20 protein-coding genes and 1 tRNA gene are annotated in these 22,411 nt (G+C 66.8%); 13 read left to right on the top strand and 8 right to left on the bottom strand.

Annotated features, from left to right (window positions below; genetic code table 11):
• The first annotated feature begins 77 nt into the window (after positions 1-77).
• Positions 78-827, top strand: coding sequence for a hypothetical protein (locus GIY56_RS04515; RefSeq protein WP_154763614.1), 750 nt, complete (start codon positions 78-80; stop codon positions 825-827).
• Between the two features lie 6 nt (positions 828-833).
• Here the strand turns inward: GIY56_RS04515 and ychF are convergent, their stop codons facing one another.
• From ychF to GIY56_RS04500, 3 genes are all read right to left on the bottom strand, one after another.
• Positions 834-1,931: a redox-regulated ATPase YchF gene (gene ychF / locus GIY56_RS04510; protein WP_154763613.1), complete on the bottom strand. Its 1,098-nt coding sequence runs from the start codon at positions 1,929-1,931 to the stop codon at positions 834-836.
• Positions 1,932-2,111: 180 nt separating this feature from the next.
• Positions 2,112-2,732 (bottom strand): 30S ribosomal protein S4, encoded by a 621-nt coding sequence (gene rpsD, locus GIY56_RS04505; RefSeq protein ID WP_328288439.1) that lies wholly within the window; start codon positions 2,730-2,732, stop codon positions 2,112-2,114.
• 125 nt (positions 2,733-2,857) lie between these two features.
• A complete protein-coding gene (locus tag GIY56_RS04500; RefSeq protein ID WP_196053545.1) occupies positions 2,858-3,964 on the bottom strand; it encodes an ROK family transcriptional regulator in 1,107 nt (368 codons plus the stop codon).
• A 120-nt stretch (positions 3,965-4,084) separates the two neighbouring features.
• On the opposite strand from GIY56_RS04500, the gene GIY56_RS04495 reads away from it, so the two are divergent.
• The 4 genes from GIY56_RS04495 to GIY56_RS04480 are packed head-to-tail and all read left to right on the top strand — an operon-like array spanning position 4,085 to position 7,676.
• Positions 4,085-5,113 (top strand): sugar ABC transporter substrate-binding protein, encoded by a 1,029-nt coding sequence (locus tag GIY56_RS04495; protein ID WP_154763610.1) that lies wholly within the window; start codon positions 4,085-4,087, stop codon positions 5,111-5,113.
• Positions 5,114-5,170: 57 nt separating this feature from the next.
• Positions 5,171-6,226, top strand: a complete 1,056-nt coding sequence (locus GIY56_RS04490; RefSeq protein ID WP_154763609.1) for an ABC transporter permease — start codon at positions 5,171-5,173, stop codon at positions 6,224-6,226.
• A complete protein-coding gene (locus tag GIY56_RS04485; RefSeq protein ID WP_230312280.1) occupies positions 6,223-6,996 on the top strand; it encodes an ATP-binding cassette domain-containing protein in 774 nt (257 codons plus the stop codon). Before GIY56_RS04490 ends, GIY56_RS04485 begins: the two co-directional genes overlap by 4 nt.
• Positions 6,997-7,049: 53 nt before the next feature.
• Positions 7,050-7,676 (top strand): nucleoside/nucleotide kinase family protein, encoded by a 627-nt coding sequence (locus GIY56_RS04480; RefSeq protein ID WP_230312278.1) that lies wholly within the window; start codon positions 7,050-7,052, stop codon positions 7,674-7,676.
• Here GIY56_RS04480 and GIY56_RS04475 read toward each other — a convergent pair.
• From GIY56_RS04475 to thrS, 4 genes are all read right to left on the bottom strand, one after another.
• Positions 7,635-8,855, bottom strand: coding sequence for a multidrug effflux MFS transporter (locus GIY56_RS04475; RefSeq protein ID WP_230312276.1), 1,221 nt, complete (start codon positions 8,853-8,855; stop codon positions 7,635-7,637). The two genes, GIY56_RS04480 and GIY56_RS04475, sit on opposite strands and share 42 nt — an antisense overlap.
• A 55-nt stretch (positions 8,856-8,910) precedes the next feature.
• On the bottom strand, positions 8,911-9,537 hold the full coding sequence (locus GIY56_RS04470; protein ID WP_154763607.1) for a DsbA family oxidoreductase: 627 nt from the start codon (positions 9,535-9,537) through the stop codon (positions 8,911-8,913).
• Between the two features lie 80 nt (positions 9,538-9,617).
• Complete coding sequence (locus GIY56_RS04465) at positions 9,618-9,824, bottom strand: cold-shock protein (RefSeq protein ID WP_089388183.1); 207 nt, start codon at positions 9,822-9,824, stop codon at positions 9,618-9,620.
• 205 nt (positions 9,825-10,029) lie between these two features.
• The gene (gene thrS, locus GIY56_RS04460; protein WP_154763606.1) at positions 10,030-11,976 is read right to left on the bottom strand and encodes a threonine--tRNA ligase; all 1,947 of its coding nucleotides are present in this window, start codon (positions 11,974-11,976) and stop codon (positions 10,030-10,032) included.
• A 121-nt stretch (positions 11,977-12,097) separates the two neighbouring features.
• Here thrS and GIY56_RS04455 point away from each other — a divergent pair, with 121 nt between their 5' ends.
• A complete protein-coding gene (locus GIY56_RS04455; protein WP_154763605.1) occupies positions 12,098-12,838 on the top strand; it encodes an alpha/beta hydrolase in 741 nt (246 codons plus the stop codon).
• Complete coding sequence (locus tag GIY56_RS04450; protein ID WP_154763604.1) at positions 12,825-13,787, top strand: alpha/beta hydrolase; 963 nt, start codon at positions 12,825-12,827, stop codon at positions 13,785-13,787. Before GIY56_RS04455 ends, GIY56_RS04450 begins: the two co-directional genes overlap by 14 nt.
• Here GIY56_RS04450 and phaZ read toward each other — a convergent pair.
• Entirely contained in the window at positions 13,784-15,118 is a 1,335-nt protein-coding gene (phaZ, locus tag GIY56_RS04445) for a polyhydroxyalkanoate depolymerase (protein WP_328288458.1), read from the bottom strand. The two genes, GIY56_RS04450 and phaZ, sit on opposite strands and share 4 nt — an antisense overlap.
• Positions 15,119-15,543: 425 nt before the next feature.
• Here phaZ and phaC point away from each other — a divergent pair, with 425 nt between their 5' ends.
• The 6 genes from phaC (at position 15,544) to trpE (ending at position 22,372) form a co-directional block, all read left to right on the top strand.
• The gene (gene phaC, locus GIY56_RS04440) at positions 15,544-17,316 is read left to right on the top strand and encodes a class I poly(R)-hydroxyalkanoic acid synthase (protein ID WP_230312312.1); all 1,773 of its coding nucleotides are present in this window, start codon (positions 15,544-15,546) and stop codon (positions 17,314-17,316) included.
• 210 nt (positions 17,317-17,526) lie between these two features.
• On the top strand, positions 17,527-17,991 hold the full coding sequence (locus tag GIY56_RS04435; RefSeq protein WP_154763602.1) for a Phasin: 465 nt from the start codon (positions 17,527-17,529) through the stop codon (positions 17,989-17,991).
• A gap of 148 nt (positions 17,992-18,139) precedes the next feature.
• Positions 18,140-18,751 carry a polyhydroxyalkanoate synthesis repressor PhaR gene (phaR, locus tag GIY56_RS04430; RefSeq protein ID WP_154763601.1) on the top strand — a complete coding sequence of 204 codons (612 nt, stop codon included), beginning with the start codon at positions 18,140-18,142 and terminating at the stop codon, positions 18,749-18,751.
• 38 nt (positions 18,752-18,789) lie between these two features.
• Positions 18,790-18,879: transfer RNA gene (locus GIY56_RS04425), tRNA-Ser, on the top strand.
• Between the two features lie 137 nt (positions 18,880-19,016).
• Positions 19,017-20,870: a peptidylprolyl isomerase gene (locus GIY56_RS04420; protein WP_230312275.1), complete on the top strand. Its 1,854-nt coding sequence runs from the start codon at positions 19,017-19,019 to the stop codon at positions 20,868-20,870.
• Complete coding sequence (gene trpE, locus GIY56_RS04415) at positions 20,870-22,372, top strand: anthranilate synthase component I (RefSeq protein WP_154763600.1); 1,503 nt, start codon at positions 20,870-20,872, stop codon at positions 22,370-22,372. Before GIY56_RS04420 ends, trpE begins: the two co-directional genes overlap by 1 nt.
• Positions 22,373-22,411: the final 39 nt, after the last annotated feature.

Here is a 22,411-nt window from a genome sequence, read left to right as displayed (position 1 = left end):
CCACGTGCAAGCCGGGGCTGCGTTGACGGGGGCGGGACGGCTGCTAAGTTGACTGCGCAATCACGAGAGGAACCCCCTTGCCGGATGCCCGCCAGACGACCCTGGACAGCCTGATCGCGCGCATCGCGAAGGGTGACCGTCATGCTTTCGACACGTTGTATGAAACCACCTCGGCGCGGCTGAACGCGCTGTGCCTGTCGATCCTGAAGGACCGGCGAGAGGCCGAGGAAACGCTGGAACAGGTCTATATCTCCGTCTGGAAAGAGGCGGCGCGCGTTCCCGGCAGCGGCTTGTCGTCCATGGCCTGGATGGTGACGCAAACCCGCGACAGGGCCATGGACCGGTCGCATGGCGCGATGCCCGCCATGGCCGAGGCGAGGGGCCGGAACAACGCCGATCCCGTCGAACTGGTGCGCATCGCCTATCTGGAAGGGCTGGACTATTCCCGCCTGGCCGGACGCCAGGGCATTTCCGCCGATGAAGCCCGCCACGCCCTGCACGAGGGGCTGGAACGGCTCGCCGGACATGCCGCGGACGAGGGCGACAGCCTTGCCGCGGCCGAACAGGCGCTCGGGCTGCGAGGGGGCGAACCCCTGGACAAGGCCCGGCTTGCCGACTGGCAGGAACGGCTGGCGCGTTTCGCGGGCGACCTGACCCCGGTCATGGCCCCGGCCCGCGCCCGCCAGCGGATCCGGGAACACCTGGGCCACGGGCTTGCGCCCCTGTCGGTCGATCCGCTGGAACGCAAGCCCTGGTGGCGCGGACCGGCCGGGATCGTCGCGATCCTGCTGGTCGCGGCGGTGGCGTGGTATGTCTGGGGGCGGTGAGGCCTCTCAGCCGTTGAACAGGAAATGCAGCACGTCGCCGTCCTTGACGGGATAGGTCTTGCCCTCGACGCGGAACTTGCCCGCCTCGCGCGCGCCCGCCTCGCCCTTGCAGGCGACGTAGTCGTCATAGGCGATGGTCTCGGCCCGGATGAAGCCGCGCTCGAAATCGCCGTGGATCACGCCCGCCGCCTGGGGGGCCAGCGTGCCGCGGTGGATGGTCCAGGCGCGGGCTTCCTTGGGGCCGACCGTGAAATAGGTGTCCAGGCCCAAGAGCTTGTAGCCCTCGCGGATCAGGCGATCCAGGCCCGCCTCGTGCAGGCCCATCTCCTCCAGGAACATCGCGGCTTCGTCTGCTGGAAGCTGGCTGATCTCCTCCTCGATCCGGGCGGAAATCACCACATGCCCCGCCCCTTGGGCGCGGGCCATTTCGGCCACGCGGTCGGACTGGGCGTTGCCGGTGGCGGCGCGGTCCTCCTCGACGTTGCAGACGAACAGGACGGGCTTGGCGGTCAGCAATTGCAGCATGGCCCAGGCCTTCCGGTCCTCGTCGGCGACGGGGACGGTGCGGGCGGGCTTGCCGGATTCCAGCGCGGCCTGCGCGGCCTTCAGCAGCTTTTCCTGGGCCACGGCGTCCTTGTCGCCGCCCTTCAGCTTGCGGGCAATGTTGGCCAGGCGGCGTTCGACCGATTCCAGGTCGGCGATCATCAGCTCGGTCTCGATGGTCTCGGCGTCCGCGATGGGATCGACGCGGCCCTCGACATGGGTGACATCGCCATCCTCGAAGCAGCGCAGGACATGGGCGATGGCGTCCACCTCGCGGATGTTGGCCAGGAACTGGTTGCCCAGGCCTTCGCCCTTGCTGGCGCCCTTCACCAGGCCCGCGATGTCCACGAAGGTGATGCGCGTGGGGATGATCTGCTTGCTGCCCGCGATGGCGGCCAGCGTGTCCAGGCGCGGATCGGGAACGGCCACGTCGCCCACGTTGGGTTCGATGGTGCAGAACGGAAAGTTCGCGGCCTGCGCGGCGGCGGTTTTCGTCAGCGCGTTGAACAGCGTCGATTTGCCCACGTTCGGCAAGCCGACAATTCCCATGCGAAAGCCCATGACGCGCCCCTTTTGCTCAAGTCACGGGCGTTCTAGGCAAGCGGCTCCGGTTCTGCAAGCGTCCGCGCCCGAACCTGCGGACCATCGCGGGCGTGAAGACGGAAAAAGCCTGGCCGAGGGATCCCCGGCCAGGCTCTTGATGCCGGCGCAAGCCAGCCTTTTGGTGCAGGAACCGAAGGATCAGTTCTTGGCGTAGTATTCGACCACCAGGTTCGGCTCCATCACCACGGCATAGGGCACGTCGCCCAGGGCCGGCTGGCGCACGAAGGTCGCGGTCATCTTGTTGTGATCGACTTCCAGGTAATCGGGCACGTCGCGTTCGGTCAGGCCCACGGCTTCCAGCACGATGGCCAGCTGGCGCGAGCGTTCGCGGATGGCGATCACGTCGCCTTCCTTGACGCGATAGGACGCGATGTTGACGCGCTGGCCGTTCACGGTGATGTGGCCGTGGTTGACGAACTGGCGGGCGGCCCAGATGGTCGCCACGAACTTGGCGCGATAGACGACGGCGTCCAGGCGGCGCTCCAGCAGGCCGATCAGGTTCTCGCCGGTGTCGCCCTTGACGCGCTCGGCCTCGGCATAGATGCGGCGGAACTGCTTTTCGGTCAGGTCGCCGTAATAGCCTTTCAGCTTCTGCTTGGCGCGCAGCTGGGTGCCGAAGTCGGACAGCTTGTTCTTGCGGCGCTGGCCGTGCTGGCCGGGACCGTATTCACGTTTGTTCACCGGGGACTTGGCGCGGCCCCAGATGTTTTCGCCCATGCGGCGGTCAAGCTTGTATTTGGCAGAGGTGCGTTTCGTCACCGCTGATCTCCTTCTTTGCATGATCGAAGGGCGTTGTCCTTTGGCCTGACGACCCGACAGGCTTCCCCTTGCGGGGTCCACCAACACCAATGAAGTGCGCGCTTATAAGGATAGGCGCGCCAGTGTCAAGCCAGCGCGCCGCCCGGTTCGAAGAAATGCGCCAAGGGCAGGGCGGCGGCGCCCAGGATGCGCGCGCTGCGGGCCAGGCTGCCCTCGGTGACCTGGGGGCGGTCGATCCCCGCGGCGGGCAGGCGGGCCATGGCGGTTCGGGTGGCATCGGCCAGGGCGCGGCGGGTGGCGGGCGGAATGGCGCCGTCGATGACCACGGCGGGAATGTCCAGCAGCGCGGTCGCCGACAGCGCGACAAAAGCCAGGGCGTCCGCCGATTCGGCGATCCACTGCGCCTCGATCTCTGCCGGTCCCTGCCAGCCCGAATCGTCTGGGGGCAGGGACCGGCCCAACCGCTCCTCGAGCGTCGAGACCGAGGCCACGTCCAGCAACTGCCGCCCGCCCGGGATCGGCATCGACCCGAGCGCCCCGGCATTGCGGCGGGGACCGATGCGCAACCGGCCATCCAGCACCACGCCGCCGCCCGCGAAATGCGCGATATACAGGTGCACGAAATCGCGCGGCAGGACCGACCGCCCGAAGATCAGCTCCGCCGCGCAGGCGGTGCTGGCGTCGTTTTCCAGGAAGACGGGGAAAGGCAGCCCCTCGGCCAGGCGGGCGGCCAGGTCGAAGTCGTGCCAGCCCGCCATCTCGGACCCCCAGTCCCACAGGCGGAACGGGGTGGCGATGCCAAGTCCGGCGATTCGGGCCGAAGGGGAAAGCGAATCGAGGATCGTCGCGATGCCGTGGCGGGCAAAGGTCATCACGCCGTCAGGGGTAGGGTGGCCGTATAGTTCCTGCCGGTGGACCTTTATCCGGCCGACGAAATCGACAAGCGCCAGCTCGACCAGCCGGCGGCCCAGCTTCAGCCCCAGGAACAGGGCGCCTTCGGGGGCCAGGGACAGGGGGGTCGAGGGTTGGCCCACCTTGCCCCGCACCACGGCGCCCGAATCAAGAAAACCGTTCTCGATCAGCTTTCTGGTCAGGTTGGTGATCGCTTGCGGCGACAACCCGGTCGCCTGCGCCAGGGCGGCACGGGGAAGGGGGCCGCGCCTGCGGACCAGCGACAGGATCTGCCGTTCGTTCTGGCTGAGGTCAAGCCGGTTTCTGGCATCATGCAGCATGGGCTTCATCCTTCCTGCCCGCATTAGTCAACAGGATTGATTTATTGACAAGCGGAAACGCTTCATGCTTTCTGAGGCGGCAAGGCGGAGGAGGTGCCGCCATTCGGAGGAGTTTCAGGAATGTTCATCACGTCTTCATTGCGCCTGTCGCTGGCCGCATCGGTTCTGGCGCTGTCGGCGGGCGTCGCCAGCGCCCAGGATCCGGTCAAGGCCTGCATCATCACCAAGACCGACATCAACCCGTTCTTCGTGAAGATGAAGGAAGGCGCGACCGCCAAGGCCGAGGAATTGGGCATCCAGCTGATGAGCTTTGCCGGCAAGATCGACGGCGACCACGAGACCCAGCAGCAGGCAATGGAAAGCTGCATCGCGGCGGGGGTCAAGGGCATCCTGATCACCGCGTCCGACACCAAGGCCATCACGGAATCGGTCAAGCAGGCGCGCGACGCGGGCATCCTGGTCATCGCGCTGGACACGCCGCTTGACCCGATCGACGCCGCCGACGCGACCTTCGCCACCGACAACCGCGAAGCGGGGCGCCTGATCGGCGCATGGGCCGCGGGCAAGATGGGCGACGCGGCAAAGGACGCCAAGATCGCCATGCTGGATCTGTCGGCCAGCGCGCCATCCGTCGATGTACTGCGCGACCAAGGGTTCCTGGAAGGCTTCGGCGTCGATGTGAAGGACAACAACGTCATCGGGGACGAGGAAGACCCCCGCATCGTGGGCCATGACGTGACCTCGGGCAACGAGGAAGGCGGCCGGCAGGCGATGGAGGCCTTGATGCAGAAGGAACCGGGCATCAACCTGGTCTATACCATCAACGAACCCGCCGCCGCCGGGGCCTATGAGGCGCTGAAATCCTTCGGCATGGAAGGCAACGTGACCATCGTGTCGGTCGATGGCGGCTGCCCGGGCGTGGAAAACGTCAAGGCGGGCGTGATCGGCGCAACCTCGCAGCAGTATCCGCTGAAGATGGCCTCCATGGGGATCGAGGCGATCGCCGCCTTCGCCAAGGACGGCACCAAGCCGCAAACGACCGAGGGGCTGGATTTCACCGACACCGGCGTGAACTTGGTCACGGACCAGCCGGTCGAGGGCGTGCCGTCGATCAGCGTCGCAGATGGCCTGGCCCAGTGCTGGGGCTGACCTGATCCCCTGGGCGGTGGCCCTGCCGCCGCCCTTTCCCGAACAGCGGAGGGCCTGATGTCCGACACCCCCGACCCCGTGGTCGCGCGCAACCCGTCCGAGGCGGTTGCGAGCTTCGATCATCATTCGCGCGGCCTGCTGGACCGGGTGCAGCATTTCCTGCACCGTTATCCGACCATGGTCCCGGTCATCGTGCTGGTGCTGTCGGTGGCAGCCTTCGGGCTGATCGCGCCGAACTTCTTTTCGGCCTTCAACCTGTCCCTGATCCTGCAACAGGTCGCCGTGGTCGGCACCCTGGCCGCCGCGCAGTCGCTGGTGGTGCTGACGGCGGGCATCGACCTGTCGGTCGGCGCGGTCATGGTCATGGTGTCGGTCATCATGGGCCGGCTGTCGGTGGAGTTCGGCATTCCGGTGCCGATCTCGATCCTGGTGGGGGTGGCCGTCGGGGCCGCGACGGGCGCGCTGAACGGCACGCTGGTGACGCGGCTGAAGCTGCCGCCCTTCATCACGACGCTGGGGACGTGGAATATCTTCCTGGCGTTGAATTATTACCTGTCCAACCGCGAGACCATCCGCAGCCAGACGCTCGACACCGAGGCGCCGCTGCTGAAATTCTTCGGCGAACGCTTCACCCTGGGCGGCGCGGTGCTGACCTATGGTGTCGTGCTGATGCTGATCGTCTTTGCGGTGCTGTGGTATGCGCTGAACCAGACCGCCTGGGGACGCCGCGTCTATGCCGTGGGCGACGACCCGGAATCGGCGGCGCTGGCAGGCATCCAGACCAAGCGCGTGCTGATGTCGGTTTATGTCGTCTCGGGCGTGATCTGCGCCCTGGCGGCCTGGTCGTCCATCGGGCGCGTGGGATCGGTCAGCCCGACCTCGTTCTTCGAGGCGAACCTGGAATCCATCACCGCCGTGGTGATCGGAGGGATCTCTCTGTTCGGGGGGCGCGGATCCATCATGGGACCGCTGATAGGCGCCTTGATCGTGGGCGTCTTCAACTCGGGCCTGAGGCTCGCCGGGGTGGACGTGCTGTGGCAGCTGTTCGCGACCGGCTGGCTGATCATCGTCGCTGTCGCCATCGACCAATGGATCAGGAAGATTTCGTCATGACTGAGCCGCTTCTGTATGCCCGCAACCTGGTCAAGCGTTACGGCCGCGTGACCGCGCTGGACCACGCGGACTTCGACCTGTACCCCGGCGAGATCCTGGCCGTGATCGGCGACAACGGGGCGGGCAAGTCCAGCCTGATCAAGGCCATCTCGGGCGCGGTGCAGCCCGACGAGGGCGAGATCCGGCTGGACGGCAAGCCTGTCAGCTTTGCCAGCCCCCTGGAAGCGCGCCGCGCCGGGATCGAGACGGTGTATCAGACCTTGGCCCTGTCGCCCGCCCTGTCGATTTCGGACAACATGTTCATGGGACGCGAGATCCGCCGTCCGGGCGTCCTGGGCAAGTGGTTCGGGATGCTGGACAAGCCCGCCATGGACGCCTTTGCCCGCCAGAAGCTGTCGGAACTGGGGCTGATGACGATCCAGAACATCGCCCAGCCGGTCGAGACCCTGTCGGGCGGCCAGCGCCAGGGGGTCGCGGTGGCGCGTGCGGCGGCATTCGGCAGCCGGGTCATCATCCTGGACGAGCCGACCGCCGCGCTTGGCGTCAAGGAAAGCCGCCGGGTGCTGGACCTGATCCTGGACGTGCGGTCGCGCGGGATCCCCATCGTGCTGATCAGCCACAACATGCCCCACGTGTTCGAGGTGGCGGACCGGATCCACATCCACCGCCTGGGGCGGCGCTTGTGCGTCATCAACCCCAAGGACCACACGATGTCAGATGCGGTGGCCTACATGACCGGGGCGCGCCTGCCCGAGGGGATCGCTGCATGACAGGCATGGACGGGGGGCCTTGCCCCCCGTCCTTCGGACTCCCCCCAGGATATTTGGATGAAGAAGAGGGGCAAGGGCTGCTGGCCCGGATCCGCGCGCTGGAAGGGGCGCGGGTTCTGGTTGCCGTGGCTGGCGCGCCGGGGTCGGGGAAGTCCACGCTGGCCGAGGTGTTGGTCGCGCGGCTGCCTGATGCCGTGCTGGTGCCGATGGACGGGTTCCATCTGGACGACCGCGTGCTGGAGGCGCGCGGGTTGCGGGCCAGGAAGGGGGCGGTGGAAACCTTCGACGCCGAAGGGTTTGCCGCCTTGGTTCAGCGGCTGGCAGTGCCGGGGACCGAGGTGATCTTTCCCGTCTTCGACCGCAGCCGCGAACTGGCCGTGGCCGGGGCGGGGGTCGTCAGCCCGGGCCACCGGATCGTCGTGATCGAGGGCAACTATCTGCTGCTGGATGCCGCGCCCTGGAACCGCCTGCGCTATGACCTGAGGATCTGGCTGGACGTGCCCGAGGCGGAACTGGAACGCCGCCTGACCGCGCGCTGGCAGGGCCATGGCAAGGACGCGGGCCAGGTTGCCGCGCATCTGGAAAACGACCTTGCCAATGCGCGCCTCATTGCCCGCCGGTCCGAACGGGCCGATTTGTCAATCGCGCAGCCGGCCCATCAAGGCCCAGGCCAGGGCTGAGCAGATCAGCGTGGCCGTCATCGCCGGAACGGGGGTGCCGTCGTAAAGCAGACCCACCGGCGCCGCGATCAGCGTGGCCGCGATGGTGGACAGCGCCGCGATGATCGACGCCGCCATGCCCGCGATATGGCCCATGCGTTGCAGCGCCAGCGCGTTCAGGTTGCCGAAGGTCACGCCTGCCATGAAGAACACGCTGACTGCCCAGAAGAAGAAGGCCGGGAAGCGCAGGCCCATGGGCAGGACATCCGTCAGCACCAGCGACAGCATGACGGCGGACACGACCGTCTGCATGACATAGGCCCATTTCGCGATCCGCCGCATCCCGAAGCGCATCACGAAGGTCGCGTTTAGCAGCGTGCCCGCCCCTGACAGGATCGCCATCAGCGCGAACCAGGCGGGGAAGTTGTCGCCCTTGCCGTAGGTTTCGCCGAACAGTTGCTGGGCCGAGGACAGCAGCGCGAACATCTGTCCGAAGCCCAGCGTCAGCACCAGCGTGCAGAGCATCACCTGACCGTTCGACAGCACCTCGCGCGCGGCGGCGCTGAGGGTGGCAAGGCGCAGCGGCCTGCGTTCCGACGGCGGCAGCGTTTCGGCCTGGCGGAAGCCCAGCCAGCTTGCCCCGACCAGCGCGAACAGGACAAAGGCCACGAACACGCCGTGCCAGCCCGAAAACACGATGATGCCCGCGCCGATCGAGGGCGCCAGCGCCGGGATCATGATGAAGACCATCATCACGAAGCTGGAAATCCGTGCCATCTCGCGCCCCGCATACAGGTCGCGGATCAGCGCCATGCCGACGATGCGCGGGGCGGATGCGCCAAGGCCCTGGACGAAGCGGGCGGCCAGCAGGAACTCGATGGATTGCGAGAAGATCGCGGCGATGGTCGCGGCGATATAGATCGCGGTGCCCAGGAAGATCGCGGGCTTGCGGCCGATGGCGTCGGAAATCGGCCCGGCGAACAGCGTGCCAAGCCCCATGCCCGCCATGAAGGCGGTCAGGATCAGTTGCGCGCGGTTGACGTTGTCGGGCGTCAGCTGGGCCGCGATGTCGGGCAGGGCGGGCAGCATCGCGTCGATGGAAAAGGCGACGGTGGCGAACAGGAAGGCCAGCATCGCCACGAATTCGGGCAGGGGCAAGCGACGCTGCGATGCGCTTGCGGGGGGAACGGTCACGGACATGAGGAGGCCTTTCGGTCAGGGCTGGCCTATAGCCGAAGATTGCACAGTGTGCAAGTTAGTTTGAAGGTCCGCCCGCCAGCTCGTCGATCACCTGCTGCCACAGGCTTGCGGGTTGCGCGCCGCTGACCGCGTGGCTGTTGGCCACGATGAAGGTCGGGACCGAAGCGATGCCGCGTTCCCGGGCGTGCCGTTCGCGCGATGCGACCTCGGCCCGGTCGGCGTCGCTGGCCAGCAGGCGGGCCACCAGATCCGCGTCCATTCCGGCAGCACCCGCGATGCGCGCCAGTTCGGCGGCGTCGCCGATGTCGCGGGCTTCCTGCCAATGGGCGCGCAGCAGGACCGACATGACCCGCGTCTGCGCACCTTCCAGCCCGGCCCAGTGCATCAGCCGGTGGGCGTCGGTCGTGTCCGGCTCGATGGGCGAGGGGTTCAGGACCAGGCCAAGTGCTGCTGCCCGCTGCGCCACGGCGCGGAAGGCGTCCTCGGCCCGGTCGCCCAGCTTGGCGTGCAGATGGGCGATCCGGTCGATGCCGCCCGGGGGCACCTGCGGGTTCAGCCGGAAGGGATGCCAGGCGACCTGGAAGGGATGGGACGGGCGGCTTTCCAGGGCGCGGTCCAGTTCGGCCTTGCCGATCAGGCACCAGGGGCAGACGGGATCCGCGAAGATGTCGAGCGGGATCATGGCGGGTTCTTTCAGGCAAGGCGGCCGCAAATAGGAAACGGCCCGCAAGCGGGCCGTTCCGCAACCGTTCGAGAGCTGGATCAGAGCAGCTTCAGATCGCTGGCCGAGGCGCGGCCATCGCGGCCCGACTGCAATTCGTATGCGATCTTCTGGTTGTCCTTCAGGCCCGTCAGCCCGGCGCGCTCCACGGCCGAGATGTGGACGAAGATGTCCTTGCCGCCGTCATCGGGGGCGATGAAGCCATAGCCTTTGGTGGCGTTGAACCATTTAACCGTTCCGGTCGCCATAACCGTTCTCTCCTTCAAGTCATCCCGACGCAGGATTGCGCCAGGCCGTGCAGCCCGCTTTCGGTATTCCGGCTGCCCGTAAAAGGGAGGCGGTAGAAAGGCTTCGCTCACGCAGGTGAGAGGATGGACGAATCGTTAAAAAAGGCAAGACGGAAAGACGCGCGGACGGCGATCCGCACGTATAAACCCGCCGATGGAACGCGATTCAGCGCAGGTCCGGCGGGGTGGCTTCGTCTTTCAGCATCTCGACGGCTTCGGTTAACGGTAACGAACGCGACCCTTGCTGGTCCAGGCGCCGAAGCGATACGGTCCCATCCTCTACCTCTTTCATGCCGATGGCAAGAATCGCCGGCACTTTCGCCACGGAATGTTCGCGGACCTTGTAGTTGATCTTTTCGTTGCGGGTATCCGCCTCGGCCCGGATGCCCGCCGCGCGCAGGCTGTCCACCACCTCGGCCACGTAAGGATCGGCGTCCGACACGATCGAGGCCACGACCACCTGCCGGGGCGCCAGCCAGAAGGGCAGCTTGCCCGCGCTGTTCTCGATCAGGATGCCGATAAAACGCTCGAACGACCCCAGGACCGCGCGGTGCAGCATGATCGGGCGGTGTTTCGCGCCGTCCGCGCCCACATATTCCGCGTCCAGCCGTTCGGGCAGGTTCGGATCCACCTGCAACGTGCCGCATTGCCAGTCGCGCCCGATGGCGTCGCGCAGCACGAATTCCAGCTTGGGACCGTAGAACGCGCCCTCGCCGGGGAACAGTTCATAGTCGTAACCGGCGGCCTTGCAGGCGTTGCCCAACGCCGCCTCGACCCGGTCCCAGCTTTCGTCGGAACCGATGCGCTTGTCGGGTCGGGTGGACAGCTTGATGCGCCATTCGGTGAAGCCCAGGTCGGCATAGATGCCTGCCAGGAATTCGATGAATTTCCGGGTTTCCGCCTCGATCTGATCCTCGGTGCAGAAGATATGCGCGTCGTCCTGGGTAAAGCCGCGCACCCGCATGATCCCGTGCAGCGCGCCGGATGGCTCATAGCGGTTGCACGACCCGAATTCCGCCATGCGCAGCGGCAGGTCGCGATAGGATTTCAGGCCGTGGTTGAAGATTTGCACGTGGCAAGGGCAGTTCATCGGCTTCAGCGCGTTGACGGTCTTGGCCCGCGCATGATCCTCGTCCACCTCGACGATGAACATGTTTTCCTGGTAGTTTTCCCAGTGGCCCGAGGCCTCCCACAGCTTGCGGCTGACGACCTGGGGGGTGTTCACCTCGACATAGCCATCAGTGCGCTGCTTGCGGCGCATGTAGTCCTGCAACGCCGTATAGATGGTCCAGCCGTTCGGATGCCAGAAGATCTGGCCCGGCGCTTCCTCCTGCATGTGGAACAGGTCCATCTCGCGGCCCAGCTTGCGGTGGTCGCGCTTGGCGGCCTCCTCCAGCATGGTCATGTGGGCCTTGAGTTCGTCGCGGTTGCGGAAGGCCACGCCATAGATGCGCTGCAGCATGGGGCGGGTGCTGTCGCCCAGCCAATAGGCCCCGGCGATATGGGTCAGCTTGAAGGCGTCGGCGGGCAGTTGGCCGGTGTTCTGCAGATGCGGGCCGCGGCACAGATCCTGCCAGGGGCCGTGCCAATACATCCGCAGCGGCTCGCCCTCGGGGATGCGGTCGATCAGTTCCAGCTTGAACGGCTCGTTCGCGGCCTTGTAATGGGCGATGGCGCGGTCACGGTCCCAGACCTCGGTGCGGACGGGGTCGCGGGCGGCAATGATGTCCTTCATCTTCGCCTCAATCCGGCCCAGATCCTCGGGGGTGAAGGGTTCCGCGCGGTCGAAATCATAGAACCAGCCGTAGTCCCTGACAGGTCCGATGGTGACCTTCACGTCGGGCCAGATCTCCTGCACGGCGCGGGCCATGACATGGGCGAAGTCGTGGCGGATCAGTTCCAGCGCGGGGGCGTCGTCCTTGATCGTGTTGATGCTGATCGCGCCCGAGGCGTCGATGGGCCAGGCCAGGTCGATGTGCCGCCCGTCCAGGGTGGCCGAGATCGCGCGCTTGGCCAGGCTGGGCGCGATGCTTTCGGCGACCTGGGCGGCGGTGATGCCGGCGGGATAGTCGCGCGCATTGCCATCGGGAAAGGTTAGCGAAATCTGGGACATAACGTCCTCCTCGTCGGTTTGGCGCCCACGGAACGCCCGGTTGCGGGTTGTCTGCGCCTGTCCTTGGACCGGGCCGGGAAAACTGTCAAGATAAGCCGGACCCCTGAGCGAAAGGCCCGAGATGAGCGAGTATCTGGAAACCCCCGCCGGGCGGCGCATCGCCTTTCAGCGCAGCAACGGGCGCGGGCCGGGCGTGGTGTTCCTGGGCGGGTTCAAGTCCGACATGACGGGCACCAAGGCCGCCTGGCTGCACGACTGGGCGCGGGGGCAGAACCGCGCCTTCCTGCGCTTCGACTATTCCGGCCACGGCGACAGCAGCGGCGTGTTCGAGGAGGGCTGCATCGGTGATTGGTTCGCGGACGCCCGCCACGTGATCGAGGCGCTGACGGACGGGCCGCAGGTGCTGGTCGGATCGTCGATGGGCGGCTGGATCAGCCTGCTGGTGGCGCGGGCGATGCCGCAGCGGGTGGCGGGGCTTGTCACGGTCGCCGCCGCGCCGGATTTCACGGAACAGGGGTTCTGGGCGGGGTTCAGCGAGGCGCAGCGGCAGGCGGTGATGACAAAGGGCCGGGTGGCGCTGCCCAGCGATTATGCCGACCAGCCCTATGTCATCACCCGCCGCCTGATCGAGGACGGGCGCGACCATCTGGTGATGAACCAGCCCTTGCCGCTGCCCTTTCCGGTGCGCATGTTGCAGGGCACGGCGGACACGGATGTGCCGGTCGATTGGGCGGTGCGGCTGCTGGATCATGCGGGCGGGGACGATGTCCGCCTGACGCTGCTCAAGGGCGCGGACCACCGCTTTTCCACGTCGGAATGCCTGGCGCTGATCGCGCGGTCCATCGACGATGTTCTGGCTTAGGCTGGCGCTTGCGCTGGCCGCCGGGCTGGCGCTGGTGTGGATCTTCGGCCCGCGCGACAGGCTGCGGCCCGATCCGGTGACGGTGGGTCTGCCTGCCGATCCCCAAGCTTGGCTGGCCGCGAGAGAGGCGGGGATCCGCCCCGAGGTCGCATCCTATCTGCAATGGGCGGGGCAGCCGGGGCAGGCCACCGATCTGGCGATCCTTTATGTCCACGGCTTTTCCGCCAGTCCGGCCGAACTGCGCCCCTTGCCCGAGGATCTGGCGCGGCAGCTGGGCGCGAACCTGCTGGCGATCCGGTTGACCGGGCACGGGCAGGGGGGTGCGGACTTGGCCTCTGCCAGGGCGCAGGACTGGTGGCGCGACCTGGCCGAGGGACTGGCGGCTGCACGGCAGTTGGGCCGGCGCGTGGTCGTGCTGGGGATGTCCACGGGCGCGACCCTGACCGCCCTGGCCGCGCGCGACCCGCAGACGGGCAGGGCGATGGACGGGGTGGTCCTGATCTCGCCCAACTTCACGCTGCGGGGGCGGGGTGCGTGGCGGCTGGATCTGCCCTTTGCCCGGACCATCCTGCGGCTGACGGGTGATCCCGAGAGGTGCTTCGTCACCCGCAACGCCCTGCACCGGGCGCGCTGGACAAGCTGCTATCCGGCCCGGGCGGTGCTGCCGGTCGGGGCGCTGGTGCGGCAGGCGCGCCGGGGGGATTACCGCGCGGCGCGGGTGCCTGCGCTGTTCGTGTGGTCGGATGCGGACCGGATCATCGACCACCGCGCCAGCGCCCGGGTCGCCGCCGGATGGGGCGGCGGCGCGACCGTCCTGAAGGTGACGCCCGGTCCGAACGACGATCCCGACGGCCACGTGATCGCGGGCGAGGCGCTGTCGCCCGGCCTGACCCGCGACCTTGTGCCGGCGATCGCCGGTTGGATCAGGGACCTGGGGCCGGGTTCCTAGACGGCGATCTTGCTGCTGTCGATGAACGGATCGGTCACGCCGCAATCCGCAGCCTCGCCGCCGCGCACGCGGGGCTTTCTCGGCTTGCCGGAATCCGGGACCGAGCCGTTCTCGTCGAAGAAGTCCAGCACCAGCGGGCGGATGTTCAGCCGCCAGGACTTGCCGGCGAAGATGCCGTAATGGCCCGCGCCCGGTTCCAGGTGCTGCCGCTTGCGTTCGGCGGGAACGCCCGTGCACAGATCCAGCGCCGCCACGCATTGCCCCGGGGCCGAGATGTCGTCGTTCGCCCCCTCCACCGTCATGATGGCGACCTTGGTGATCTTGCCGATATCGACACGGCGGCCGTTCACGACGAATTCGTTGCGGGCGATTTCCAGCTTCTTGAAGATCCGCTCGACCGTGGAAAGATAGAATTCCGCCGTCATGTCCATGACGGCCAGGTATTCGTCATAGAACTTGTAGTGCTTGTCGCCCTCGGACGCGGTGCCGCGCGCCTCGGCCCAGATCTTGTCGATGAAGGCGCGGGCATGGGTTTCCGCGTTCATGGCGATGAACGAGGACAGCTGCGCCAGCCCCGGATAGACCATCCGCCCGGCGCCGCGATACTTGAAGCCGACGGACTGGATCACGGTGTGTTCCAGTTCGCCCATGGTCATGCGGTTGCCGAAATCCGTCACCTCGGTCGCGGCGGCGTCGGGATCGACCGGACCGCCGATCAGCGTCAGGGTGCGCGGCTGCGAGGCGGGATCGTCCTCGGCCAGGATGGCGGTCGCGGCCAGGGCCAGGGGCGCGGGCTGGCAGACGGCGATCACGTTGGTGTCCGGTCCCAGATGGCGCATGAAATCGACCAGGTACTGGGTGTAATCCTCGATGTCGAACTTGCCCTCGCTGACGGGAATGTCGCGGGCATTGTGCCAGTCGGTGACGTAAACCTCGCAATCGGGCAGCAGCGAGGTGACGGTGGACCGCATCAGCGTGGCGTAATGGCCCGACATCGGCGCGATCAGCAGGACCTTGCGGGGCTGCGGTTCCCGCCGCGCGACGCGGAAATGGACCAGGTCGCCGAAGGGACGCTTCAGCACGGGTTCGACATAGACGATGTGGTCCTGGCCCTCGTTGCCCGCGATCGGCGGGATTTCCCAGTCGGGCTTGATCACCATCCGGGCGAAGCTGCGTTCGGTGACGCGGCCCCACGCGCTCATCATCTTGAAGATCGGATGGGGGTTCAGCGCGAAGATCGGATAGGACGCGATGGCGCGGGCCGAGGCGCCCATCCATTCGTTCGTGTTCCGAATGGTTTCCATCGCGTCATAGGACACGATGCCCTTGATACCCTTGATCGTCACGTGGGCTGTCCTTTCGCGGCTGCGGCATGACAAGGAAGCAAACGGCGGCAGATCGGGTTCCGACCGCGTTTGCGCAATGCCTGCCCTGCGCATATCATCCGATCAGGTATAAGGGGGGAACCGGGATCATGGCAAGGCGCACGGAATTGGACGGCGGCAAGGACATTTCGGCATCGGGCAAGGCGGAAGCTTCTGAAAAGCCTGGAACACGTCCTGCCCAACGTTCAGGCAGCAAGCGAACGAAGCCCCGCAGCGGGGACGCCGCGCCGGCAGAATCAGTCCAGTCGGCACAATCGACGGCCGATCCCGCGCCCCCTGCCGCGCCGCAGGTCCGGTTGGACCAGGCGGCGTCCGCCCGATCCGAACCCGTGGCCGACGCGGGCCGCGCGCCCGGCGCCATGGCCGAGGCGATGGCCCGCGGCTCGTCTCCCTTGACCGCGAAGAAGCTGGCCGAGAACATCGAGCGCATCGAGGCCCTGGGCCAGCGCCTGATGGCCGCCCTGTCGTCGCGGCCCCTGCCCAATCCGGGCATCGAGTCGCCGGGTCCCGAACTGTTCATGGCCGCCGCCAACGGCTGGATGAAGACCCTGTCGGAACAGCCGGGCCGCATCCTGGAAAACCAGGTCAACTACTGGGGCGAGACGCTGAAGAACTATGCCAACGCGCAGATGATGCTGGCGCGCCGGCAAGCCGGCATCCCCGAGGACGAAGCCCCCGCCGACAAGCGTTTCGCCAATCCGCTGTGGCAGAGCCATCCGTATTTCAACTTCGTCAAGCGGCAATACCTGACCAATGCCAAGGCGCTGAAGGACGCCACGCAGAACCTGCAACTGCCCGACGACACCGCGCGGCGGCGCATCACCTGGCTGACCAACCAGATCGTGGACATGATGGCGCCCACGAACTTCCTGGCGACCAATCCCGACGCGCTGGAACGCGCCATCGAGACCGAGGGCGAAAGCCTGGTCAAGGGATTGGAGAACCTGGTCCGCGATGTCGAGATGAACGGCGGCGACATCGTCGTGTCGCTGGCCGACCGCGACGCCTTTTCCGTGGGCGAGAACGTCGGCACCAGCGAGGGCATGGTTGTCCACCGCACCCCCTTGTACGAGCTGATCCAGTACAAGCCCGCGACCGACCAGGTGCACCAGATGCCCTTGCTGATCTTCCCGCCCTGGATCAACAAGTTCTACATCCTGGACCTCAAGCCCCAGAACAGCTTGATAAAATGGCTGACCGAGCAGGGCCATACCCTGTTCGTCGTCAGCTGGAAGAACCCCGATGCCAGCTATGCCGATGTCGGGCTGGAAGACTATGTCTCGGCCTATCTGGACGCGATGGACAAGGTGCGCGACCTGACCGGGCAGCCCAGGCTGAACGCCGTGGGCTATTGCATCGGCGGGACCGTGCTGTCGCTGACGCTGGCCCTGCTCAAGCAGCGCAACGACGACCGCGTGAATTCGGCCACGCTGTTCACGACGCTGACCGATTTCTCGGACCAGGGCGAATTCGTCAGCTTTCTGCAAGACGACATCGTCAGCGGCATCTCCGACGAGGTCAGCCGCCACGGGATGCTGCGCGCCCGCCTGATGTCGCGCACCATGAGCTTCCTGCGTCCCAACGATCTGGTCTGGGGACCGGCCATCCGCAGCTACATGATGGGCGAGACGCCGCCCGCCTTCGACCTGCTGTTCTGGAACGGCGACAGCACGAACCTGCCCGGCAAGATGACGATGCAATACCTGCGCAGGCTTTGCCAGCAGAACGCCTTTGCCAAGGGCGGGTTCGAGATGATGGGCCACAAGCTGCACATCTCGGACGTGACGGTGCCCTTGTGCGCGATCACCTGCGAAACCGATCACATCGCGCCCTGGAAGGACAGCTGGCGGGGCGTCGCGCTGATGGGGTCCGCCGACAAGACCTTCATCCTGTCGGAATCGGGGCATATCGCGGGCATCGTCAATCCGCCGTCCAAGAAGAAATACGGCCACTACATGGGCAGCCGCGATTTCAGCAAGGACCACCAGGCCTGGAGGGAATCATCCTCGTTCGCCGAGGGAAGCTGGTGGCCGCGATGGGGCGAATGGCTGGCGGAACGGGCCGGGCCGATGGTGCCCGCGCGCGATCCGGGCCAAGGCCTTGCCCCTGCGCCCGGAACCTATGTCCACGAACGGGCCGCCTGATCGAAGAAATAATCCGGGGCGAGGCAAGGACTTGCCAGGAAACGCAAGGTTCCAGGCTAGCAAAGAGGGAACTTTTTTCTGCGGCGCAGCAGCAAAAAACTTGCAATGCTGCGCTGCAGCATTCATATTGCAGTCACGAGAATGGCTTTAGCTGCGGAAACCTCTCTCATCGAATCTCTTCCTTCCGCTGCGCTGATAGGAGTGACTGACATGGCAAAGACCCCCGATTTCGCGAAGACCTTCCAGGACATGATGGCCAATTTCCCGATCGACACCTCGTCGTTCCAGGAAGCCTTCAAATCGCAGGGCGCCCTGGGTGAGAAACTGACCCGCGTCGCGCTGAGCGCCGCCGAACGTTCGACCGACATCTCGGCCCGCTGGGCCAAGGACACCATCGCCCGCATGGGTGAACTGGCCGTCGTCAAGAGCGAGCCGTCCGATTACGCCAAGTCGCTGAGCGATTTCGCCTCGGCTTCCGCCGAAGTCGCGGCCGAGCATATGGCCGCCTTTGCCGAAGTGGCGAAAAAGGTCCAGATGGACACCGTCGATCTGATGCTGACCGCCGGCAAGGACGTTGCCACGGAAGCCCGCACCGTCACCGAAAGCGTCGTGCGCGACAACCAGATGGCCGTGAAGAAGGCCGCAGCCGCCGCGAACACCGTCGCCGCGAAATAATCCCGCGCGGAACAGGTGATTTGAAGAAAGGGGCCTGTGCGCCCCTTTTTTCATGCCCAAGGGGCGGCCCTTGGCGGGCGCAGGATTTTCTTTGCCTTTTGCGGGTGCAGCACCCATCATGTCGGAAACCGCTTGCCCGAGGTCCGACATGGCCGGAACATCCACGCCGCTGCTGATCAAGCGCTATGCCAGCCGGCGGCTTTACAACACCGAAACCAGCGACTACGTGACCCTGGAAGACATCGCCGCCTTCATCCGCGCGGGGCGAGAGGTCAAGATCGTGGACCTGAAGTCGGGCGACGACCTGACGCGGCAATATCTTCTGCAGATCATCGCCGAACACGAAGGGCGCGGCGAAAACGTCCTGCCCATCGACGTGTTGACCGACCTGGTGCGCAGTTACGCGACAAGCGCCCATTCGGTCGTGCCGCAATTCCTGGCCGCCAGTTTCGAGATGCTGCGCGAAAGCCAGTCGAAGCTGATGGAGAACATGGCCGTCATTCCCAACCCCATGGTCCGCGTGCCCGGGTTTGACGCGATGCAGCGCCAGCAGCGGGCCTTCCTGAAGGCGCTGATGGGCGGCTGGACCGGAGCCTCGGGACCCGAGCCGGGCGAACTGGAAACGCCGGAACAGGCGGGCGAGGCCGCGCCCGCCCGCAAGTCCAGGCAGCGGCCCGCCCCTGAAGGCGAGGGGGGCGAGGACATGGCCGAAATCCGTCGCCAGCTGGCCGAACTTCAGCAGCGTATCTCGAAGCTCTGACTTGCACCCGCCGCGGACACAAGCTAGACCGCGCCCACGGACAGTTGGCCGAGTGGTCGAAGGCGCACGCCTGGAAAGTGTGTAGGCGGGGAACCGTCTCGAGGGTTCGAATCCCTCACTGTCCGCCATCCTCCCTCACCGGCATCGACGTGTCCCGAATTGCCGCCCCGCCCGGCGGCTGCGCGGCTTTGCTGGCTGACAGGCTTGTGGCGGGGCCGCGCGCGCCCTAAAGAAACCCCACACGACCACGAGGGAAGGGCGGGCCATGAAGAACCTGCGGACACACGGGAAATCCACCATCGTCTGGCTGCTGCTGGGCCTGATGATCCTGGGCCTGGGCGGCTTCGGCGTGACCAGCTTCTCGGGCGGATCCACCGCCATCGGCTCGGTCGGCGGCACCACTATCACCGCCGAGGATTATTCCCGCGCGCTGCGCCAGCAGATGAACGCCTATGGGCAGCAGACCGGCCAGGCGCTGACCATGGCGCAGGCCCAGGCCATCGGGTTGCCGCAGGCGGTGCAGTCGCAACTGATCACCGCCGCCGCGCTGGAGGAGCAGGCCCGTCGCATCGGCGTGTCGGTGGGCGACGACCGGGTGCGCCAGACCATCGCCGAGGCGCCCGCCTTCCAAGGCCCGACCGGCAGCTTCGACCGCACGGCCTATGCCGACGTGCTGCGCCGCGAGAACCTGTCCGAAGCCGAGTTCGAGCGCGAGGTCCGCACCGACGAGGCCCGCCTGCTGATCCAGCGCGCCGTGGCGGGCGGCGTCAATGCGCCCGCGCCCGTGGTCGAGACGACCGCCAAGTGGATCCTGGAACGCCGCGACGTGTCCTGGCGCGAACTGACCGCCGACATGCTGCCCGCGCCGATCGCCCAACCGGACGAGGAAACGCTGAAAGCCTGGCACAGTGCCAATGCCGACCGCTTCACCGCGCCCGAGTTGCGCAAGATCACCTATGCCTGGCTGACGCCAGAGATGCTGGCCCCCTCGGTCCAGCTGGACGAGGCCGCGCTTCGCGCCGCCTATGACGCCAACATCGACGAATACCAGCGCCCCGAACGCCGCATGGTCAGCCGCCTGGTCTTCCCCACGGCCGAGGAGGCCGGGGCCGCCAAGGCGCAGATCGACGCGGGCACGGCCCCGTTCGAGACCTTCGTGATCCAGCGCGGCTTGCAGCCCGAGGATGCCGAACTGGGCGAGGTGTCGCAGGCTGACCTGGGCGCGGCGGGCGAGGCGGTCTTTGCCCTGGAGCAGCCCGGCACCGTCGGTCCTGTCCAGACCGACCTGGGACCCGCGCTGTTTTCCGTCCATGCCATCCTGGAGCCGGTGAACATCCCCTTCGAGCAGGCGCGCGAGGATCTGCGCGCCGAAGCCGCCGTGGACCGCGCCGCCCGCACCATCGAGGAACGCTCGGCCGAGTACGAGGATCTGCTGGCCGGCGGCGCCTCGCTGGAGCAGGTGGCAGAGGAAACCGAGCTGGAGCTTGGCACCATCGACTGGTCGGCGGATGCCGCGCCCGCCGAAGGCAGCATCGCCGGTTACCAGGCGTTCCGCGACCGGGCGGCCGAAATCTCGGAAGCCGATTTCCCGGAACTGGCCAACCTGGACGACGGCGGCGTCTTTGCCCTGCGGCTGGACCAGGTCGTGCCGCCGACGCTGAAGCCCTTCGAGGACGTGCGCGAGGAAGTCGAGGCCGACTGGCGCCGGGCCGAGGCGCACCGGCAGCTTCTGGCCCTGGCCGAGGAACAGCGCCTGTCCCCCGCCGCGCCCGAGGGCCAGCCCGCGCCGCAATGGACCGAAGTCAAGGACATCACCCGCGACGGCTGGATCGAGGGCGCCCCGGCGGAAGCCGTCACCCGCGCCTTCGCCATGGCCGAGCCTGGCGAGGTCGAGGTCGTCGATGCCGAGAACCGGGTGATCCTGCTGCGCCTTGACGCCATCGACGAGGCCGATCTGGCCTCCGAGGAGGCGCTGCGCATCAACGAGGCCGTGCGCGACCGTCTGGGCCAGTCGCTGCAATCGGACATCTTCGATTACTACGCCCGCGCGGTGCAACGCGATGCGGGCATCCAGTTGGACCAGTCGGCCATCAACGCCATTAACGCGCAGGTCCAGTGATGGAATTGACGCCCGATTTCGCCGCCTTCGAGGCCGCGTGGAAGGCTGGCCAGAACCAGCTTGTCACCATCCGCCTGGCCGCCGACCTGGACACGCCCGTCAGCCTGATGCTGAAGCTGGCGGAAGCCGCCCCCATGTCCTTCATGCTGGAATCCGTGACCGGCGGAGAGGTGCGGGGCCGCTATTCCATCGTCGGCATGAAGCCCGACCTGATCTGGGATTGCCGCGACGGCAAGGCCCGCATCAACCGTCAGGCGCGGTTTTCCGACGATTTCCAGCCAGACGACCGCCCCGCCCTGGACAGCCTGCGCGCCCTGATCGCGGAAAGCCGCATCGAGGCCATGCCGGACGGCGTGCCCCCCGTCGCGGCGGGCCTGTTCGGCTATCTGGGCTACGACATGATCCGCCTGGTCGAGCGCCTGCCGCATGTGAACCCCGACCCGCTGGGCCTGCCCGACGCGATGCTGATGCGCCCTTCGGTCGTGGCGGTGCTGGACGGCGTGAAGGGAGAGGTCACGCTCTGCGCGCCGGCCTGGCACGACGGGTCGGACAACGCGCGCGCGGCCTATGCCCAGGCCGCCGAACGGGTGATGGACGCGCTGCGGTCGCTGGACCGCCAGCCCTCGGAACCCCGCGCCCTGGGCCATGAAGCGCGCATCGGGGAACCCGTGTCGAACTTTTCCAAGGATGCCTATCTGGCGGCGGTGGAAAAGGCCAAGGACTATATCCGCGCGGGCGACATCTTCCAGGTGGTGCCCAGCCAACGCTGGCGGATGGATTTCCCGCTGCCGCCGTTCGCGCTTTATCGCAGCCTGCGCCGCACCAATCCGTCGCCCTTCATGTTCTTCCTGAACCTGGGCGGCTTCCAGATCGTCGGCGCCTCGCCCGAGATCCTGGTGCGCCTGCGCGACGGCGAGGTGACGATCCGCCCCATCGCCGGCACCCGCCCTCGCGGCGCGGACGAGGCCCAGGACCGCGCGCTGGAAGCCGACCTGTTGGCCGACCAGAAGGAGCTGGCCGAACACCTGATGCTGCTGGATCTGGGCCGCAACGACGTGGGCCGCGTGGCGAAGCCCGGCACTGTCCACCCGACCGAGCAGTTCGTGATCGAACGCTATAGCCACGTCATGCATATCGTTTCAAACGTCGTGGGCGAGTTGCGCGACGGCGAGGATGCCTTGTCCGCGCTGCTGGCGGGCCTGCCCGCGGGCACGGTCTCGGGCGCGCCGAAGGTCCGCGCGATGGAAATCATTGACGAGCTGGAACCCGAGAAGCGCGGCGTCTATGGCGGGGCGGTGGGTTATTTTGCCGCCAATGGCGAGATGGACATGTGCATCGCCCTGCGCACGGGCGTTCTGAAGGACGGCGCGCTGTATATCCAGGCGGGGGGCGGGATCGTCTATGACAGCGACCCGGAATCCGAATTCATGGAAACCGTGAACAAGAGCCGCGCGCTGCAACGGGCCGCCGAAGGCGCGGCGCGCTTCGTGCGCGGCAACTGAACGGCAAACGGCCCCGTTTCCGGGGACCGTCCGTGCCGT

This window comes from Paracoccus lichenicola (genome assembly GCF_009708075.1).
GTDB lineage: Bacteria > Pseudomonadota > Alphaproteobacteria > Rhodobacterales > Rhodobacteraceae > Paracoccus > Paracoccus lichenicola.
The sequence above is the reverse complement of the archived record's forward strand: the minus strand, read 5'-3'. Positions and strand labels throughout refer to the sequence as shown.

Coding starts and splice junctions, on each gene's coding strand:
- ychF (WP_154763613.1), bottom strand. CDS start 1,931: ATGGGCTTTCGCATGGGAATTGTCGGCTTGCCGAACGTGGGCAAATCG.
- GIY56_RS04500 (WP_196053545.1), bottom strand. CDS start 3,964: ATGCTGCATGATGCCAGAAACCGGCTTGACCTCAGCCAGAACGAACGG.
- GIY56_RS04495 (WP_154763610.1), top strand. CDS start 4,085: ATGTTCATCACGTCTTCATTGCGCCTGTCGCTGGCCGCATCGGTTCTG.
- GIY56_RS04490 (WP_154763609.1), top strand. CDS start 5,171: ATGTCCGACACCCCCGACCCCGTGGTCGCGCGCAACCCGTCCGAGGCG.
- GIY56_RS04485 (WP_230312280.1), top strand. CDS start 6,223: ATGACTGAGCCGCTTCTGTATGCCCGCAACCTGGTCAAGCGTTACGGC.
- GIY56_RS04475 (WP_230312276.1), bottom strand. CDS start 8,855: ATGTCCGTGACCGTTCCCCCCGCAAGCGCATCGCAGCGTCGCTTGCCC.
- GIY56_RS04470 (WP_154763607.1), bottom strand. CDS start 9,537: ATGATCCCGCTCGACATCTTCGCGGATCCCGTCTGCCCCTGGTGCCTG.
- GIY56_RS04465 (WP_089388183.1), bottom strand. CDS start 9,824: ATGGCGACCGGAACGGTTAAATGGTTCAACGCCACCAAAGGCTATGGC.
- thrS (WP_154763606.1), bottom strand. CDS start 11,976: ATGTCCCAGATTTCGCTAACCTTTCCCGATGGCAATGCGCGCGACTAT.
- GIY56_RS04455 (WP_154763605.1), top strand. CDS start 12,098: ATGAGCGAGTATCTGGAAACCCCCGCCGGGCGGCGCATCGCCTTTCAG.
- GIY56_RS04450 (WP_154763604.1), top strand. CDS start 12,825: ATGTTCTGGCTTAGGCTGGCGCTTGCGCTGGCCGCCGGGCTGGCGCTG.
- phaC (WP_230312312.1), top strand. CDS start 15,544: ATGGCCCGCGGCTCGTCTCCCTTGACCGCGAAGAAGCTGGCCGAGAAC.
- GIY56_RS04435 (WP_154763602.1), top strand. CDS start 17,527: ATGGCAAAGACCCCCGATTTCGCGAAGACCTTCCAGGACATGATGGCC.
- phaR (WP_154763601.1), top strand. CDS start 18,140: ATGGCCGGAACATCCACGCCGCTGCTGATCAAGCGCTATGCCAGCCGG.
- GIY56_RS04420 (WP_230312275.1), top strand. CDS start 19,017: ATGAAGAACCTGCGGACACACGGGAAATCCACCATCGTCTGGCTGCTG.
- trpE (WP_154763600.1), top strand. CDS start 20,870: ATGGAATTGACGCCCGATTTCGCCGCCTTCGAGGCCGCGTGGAAGGCT.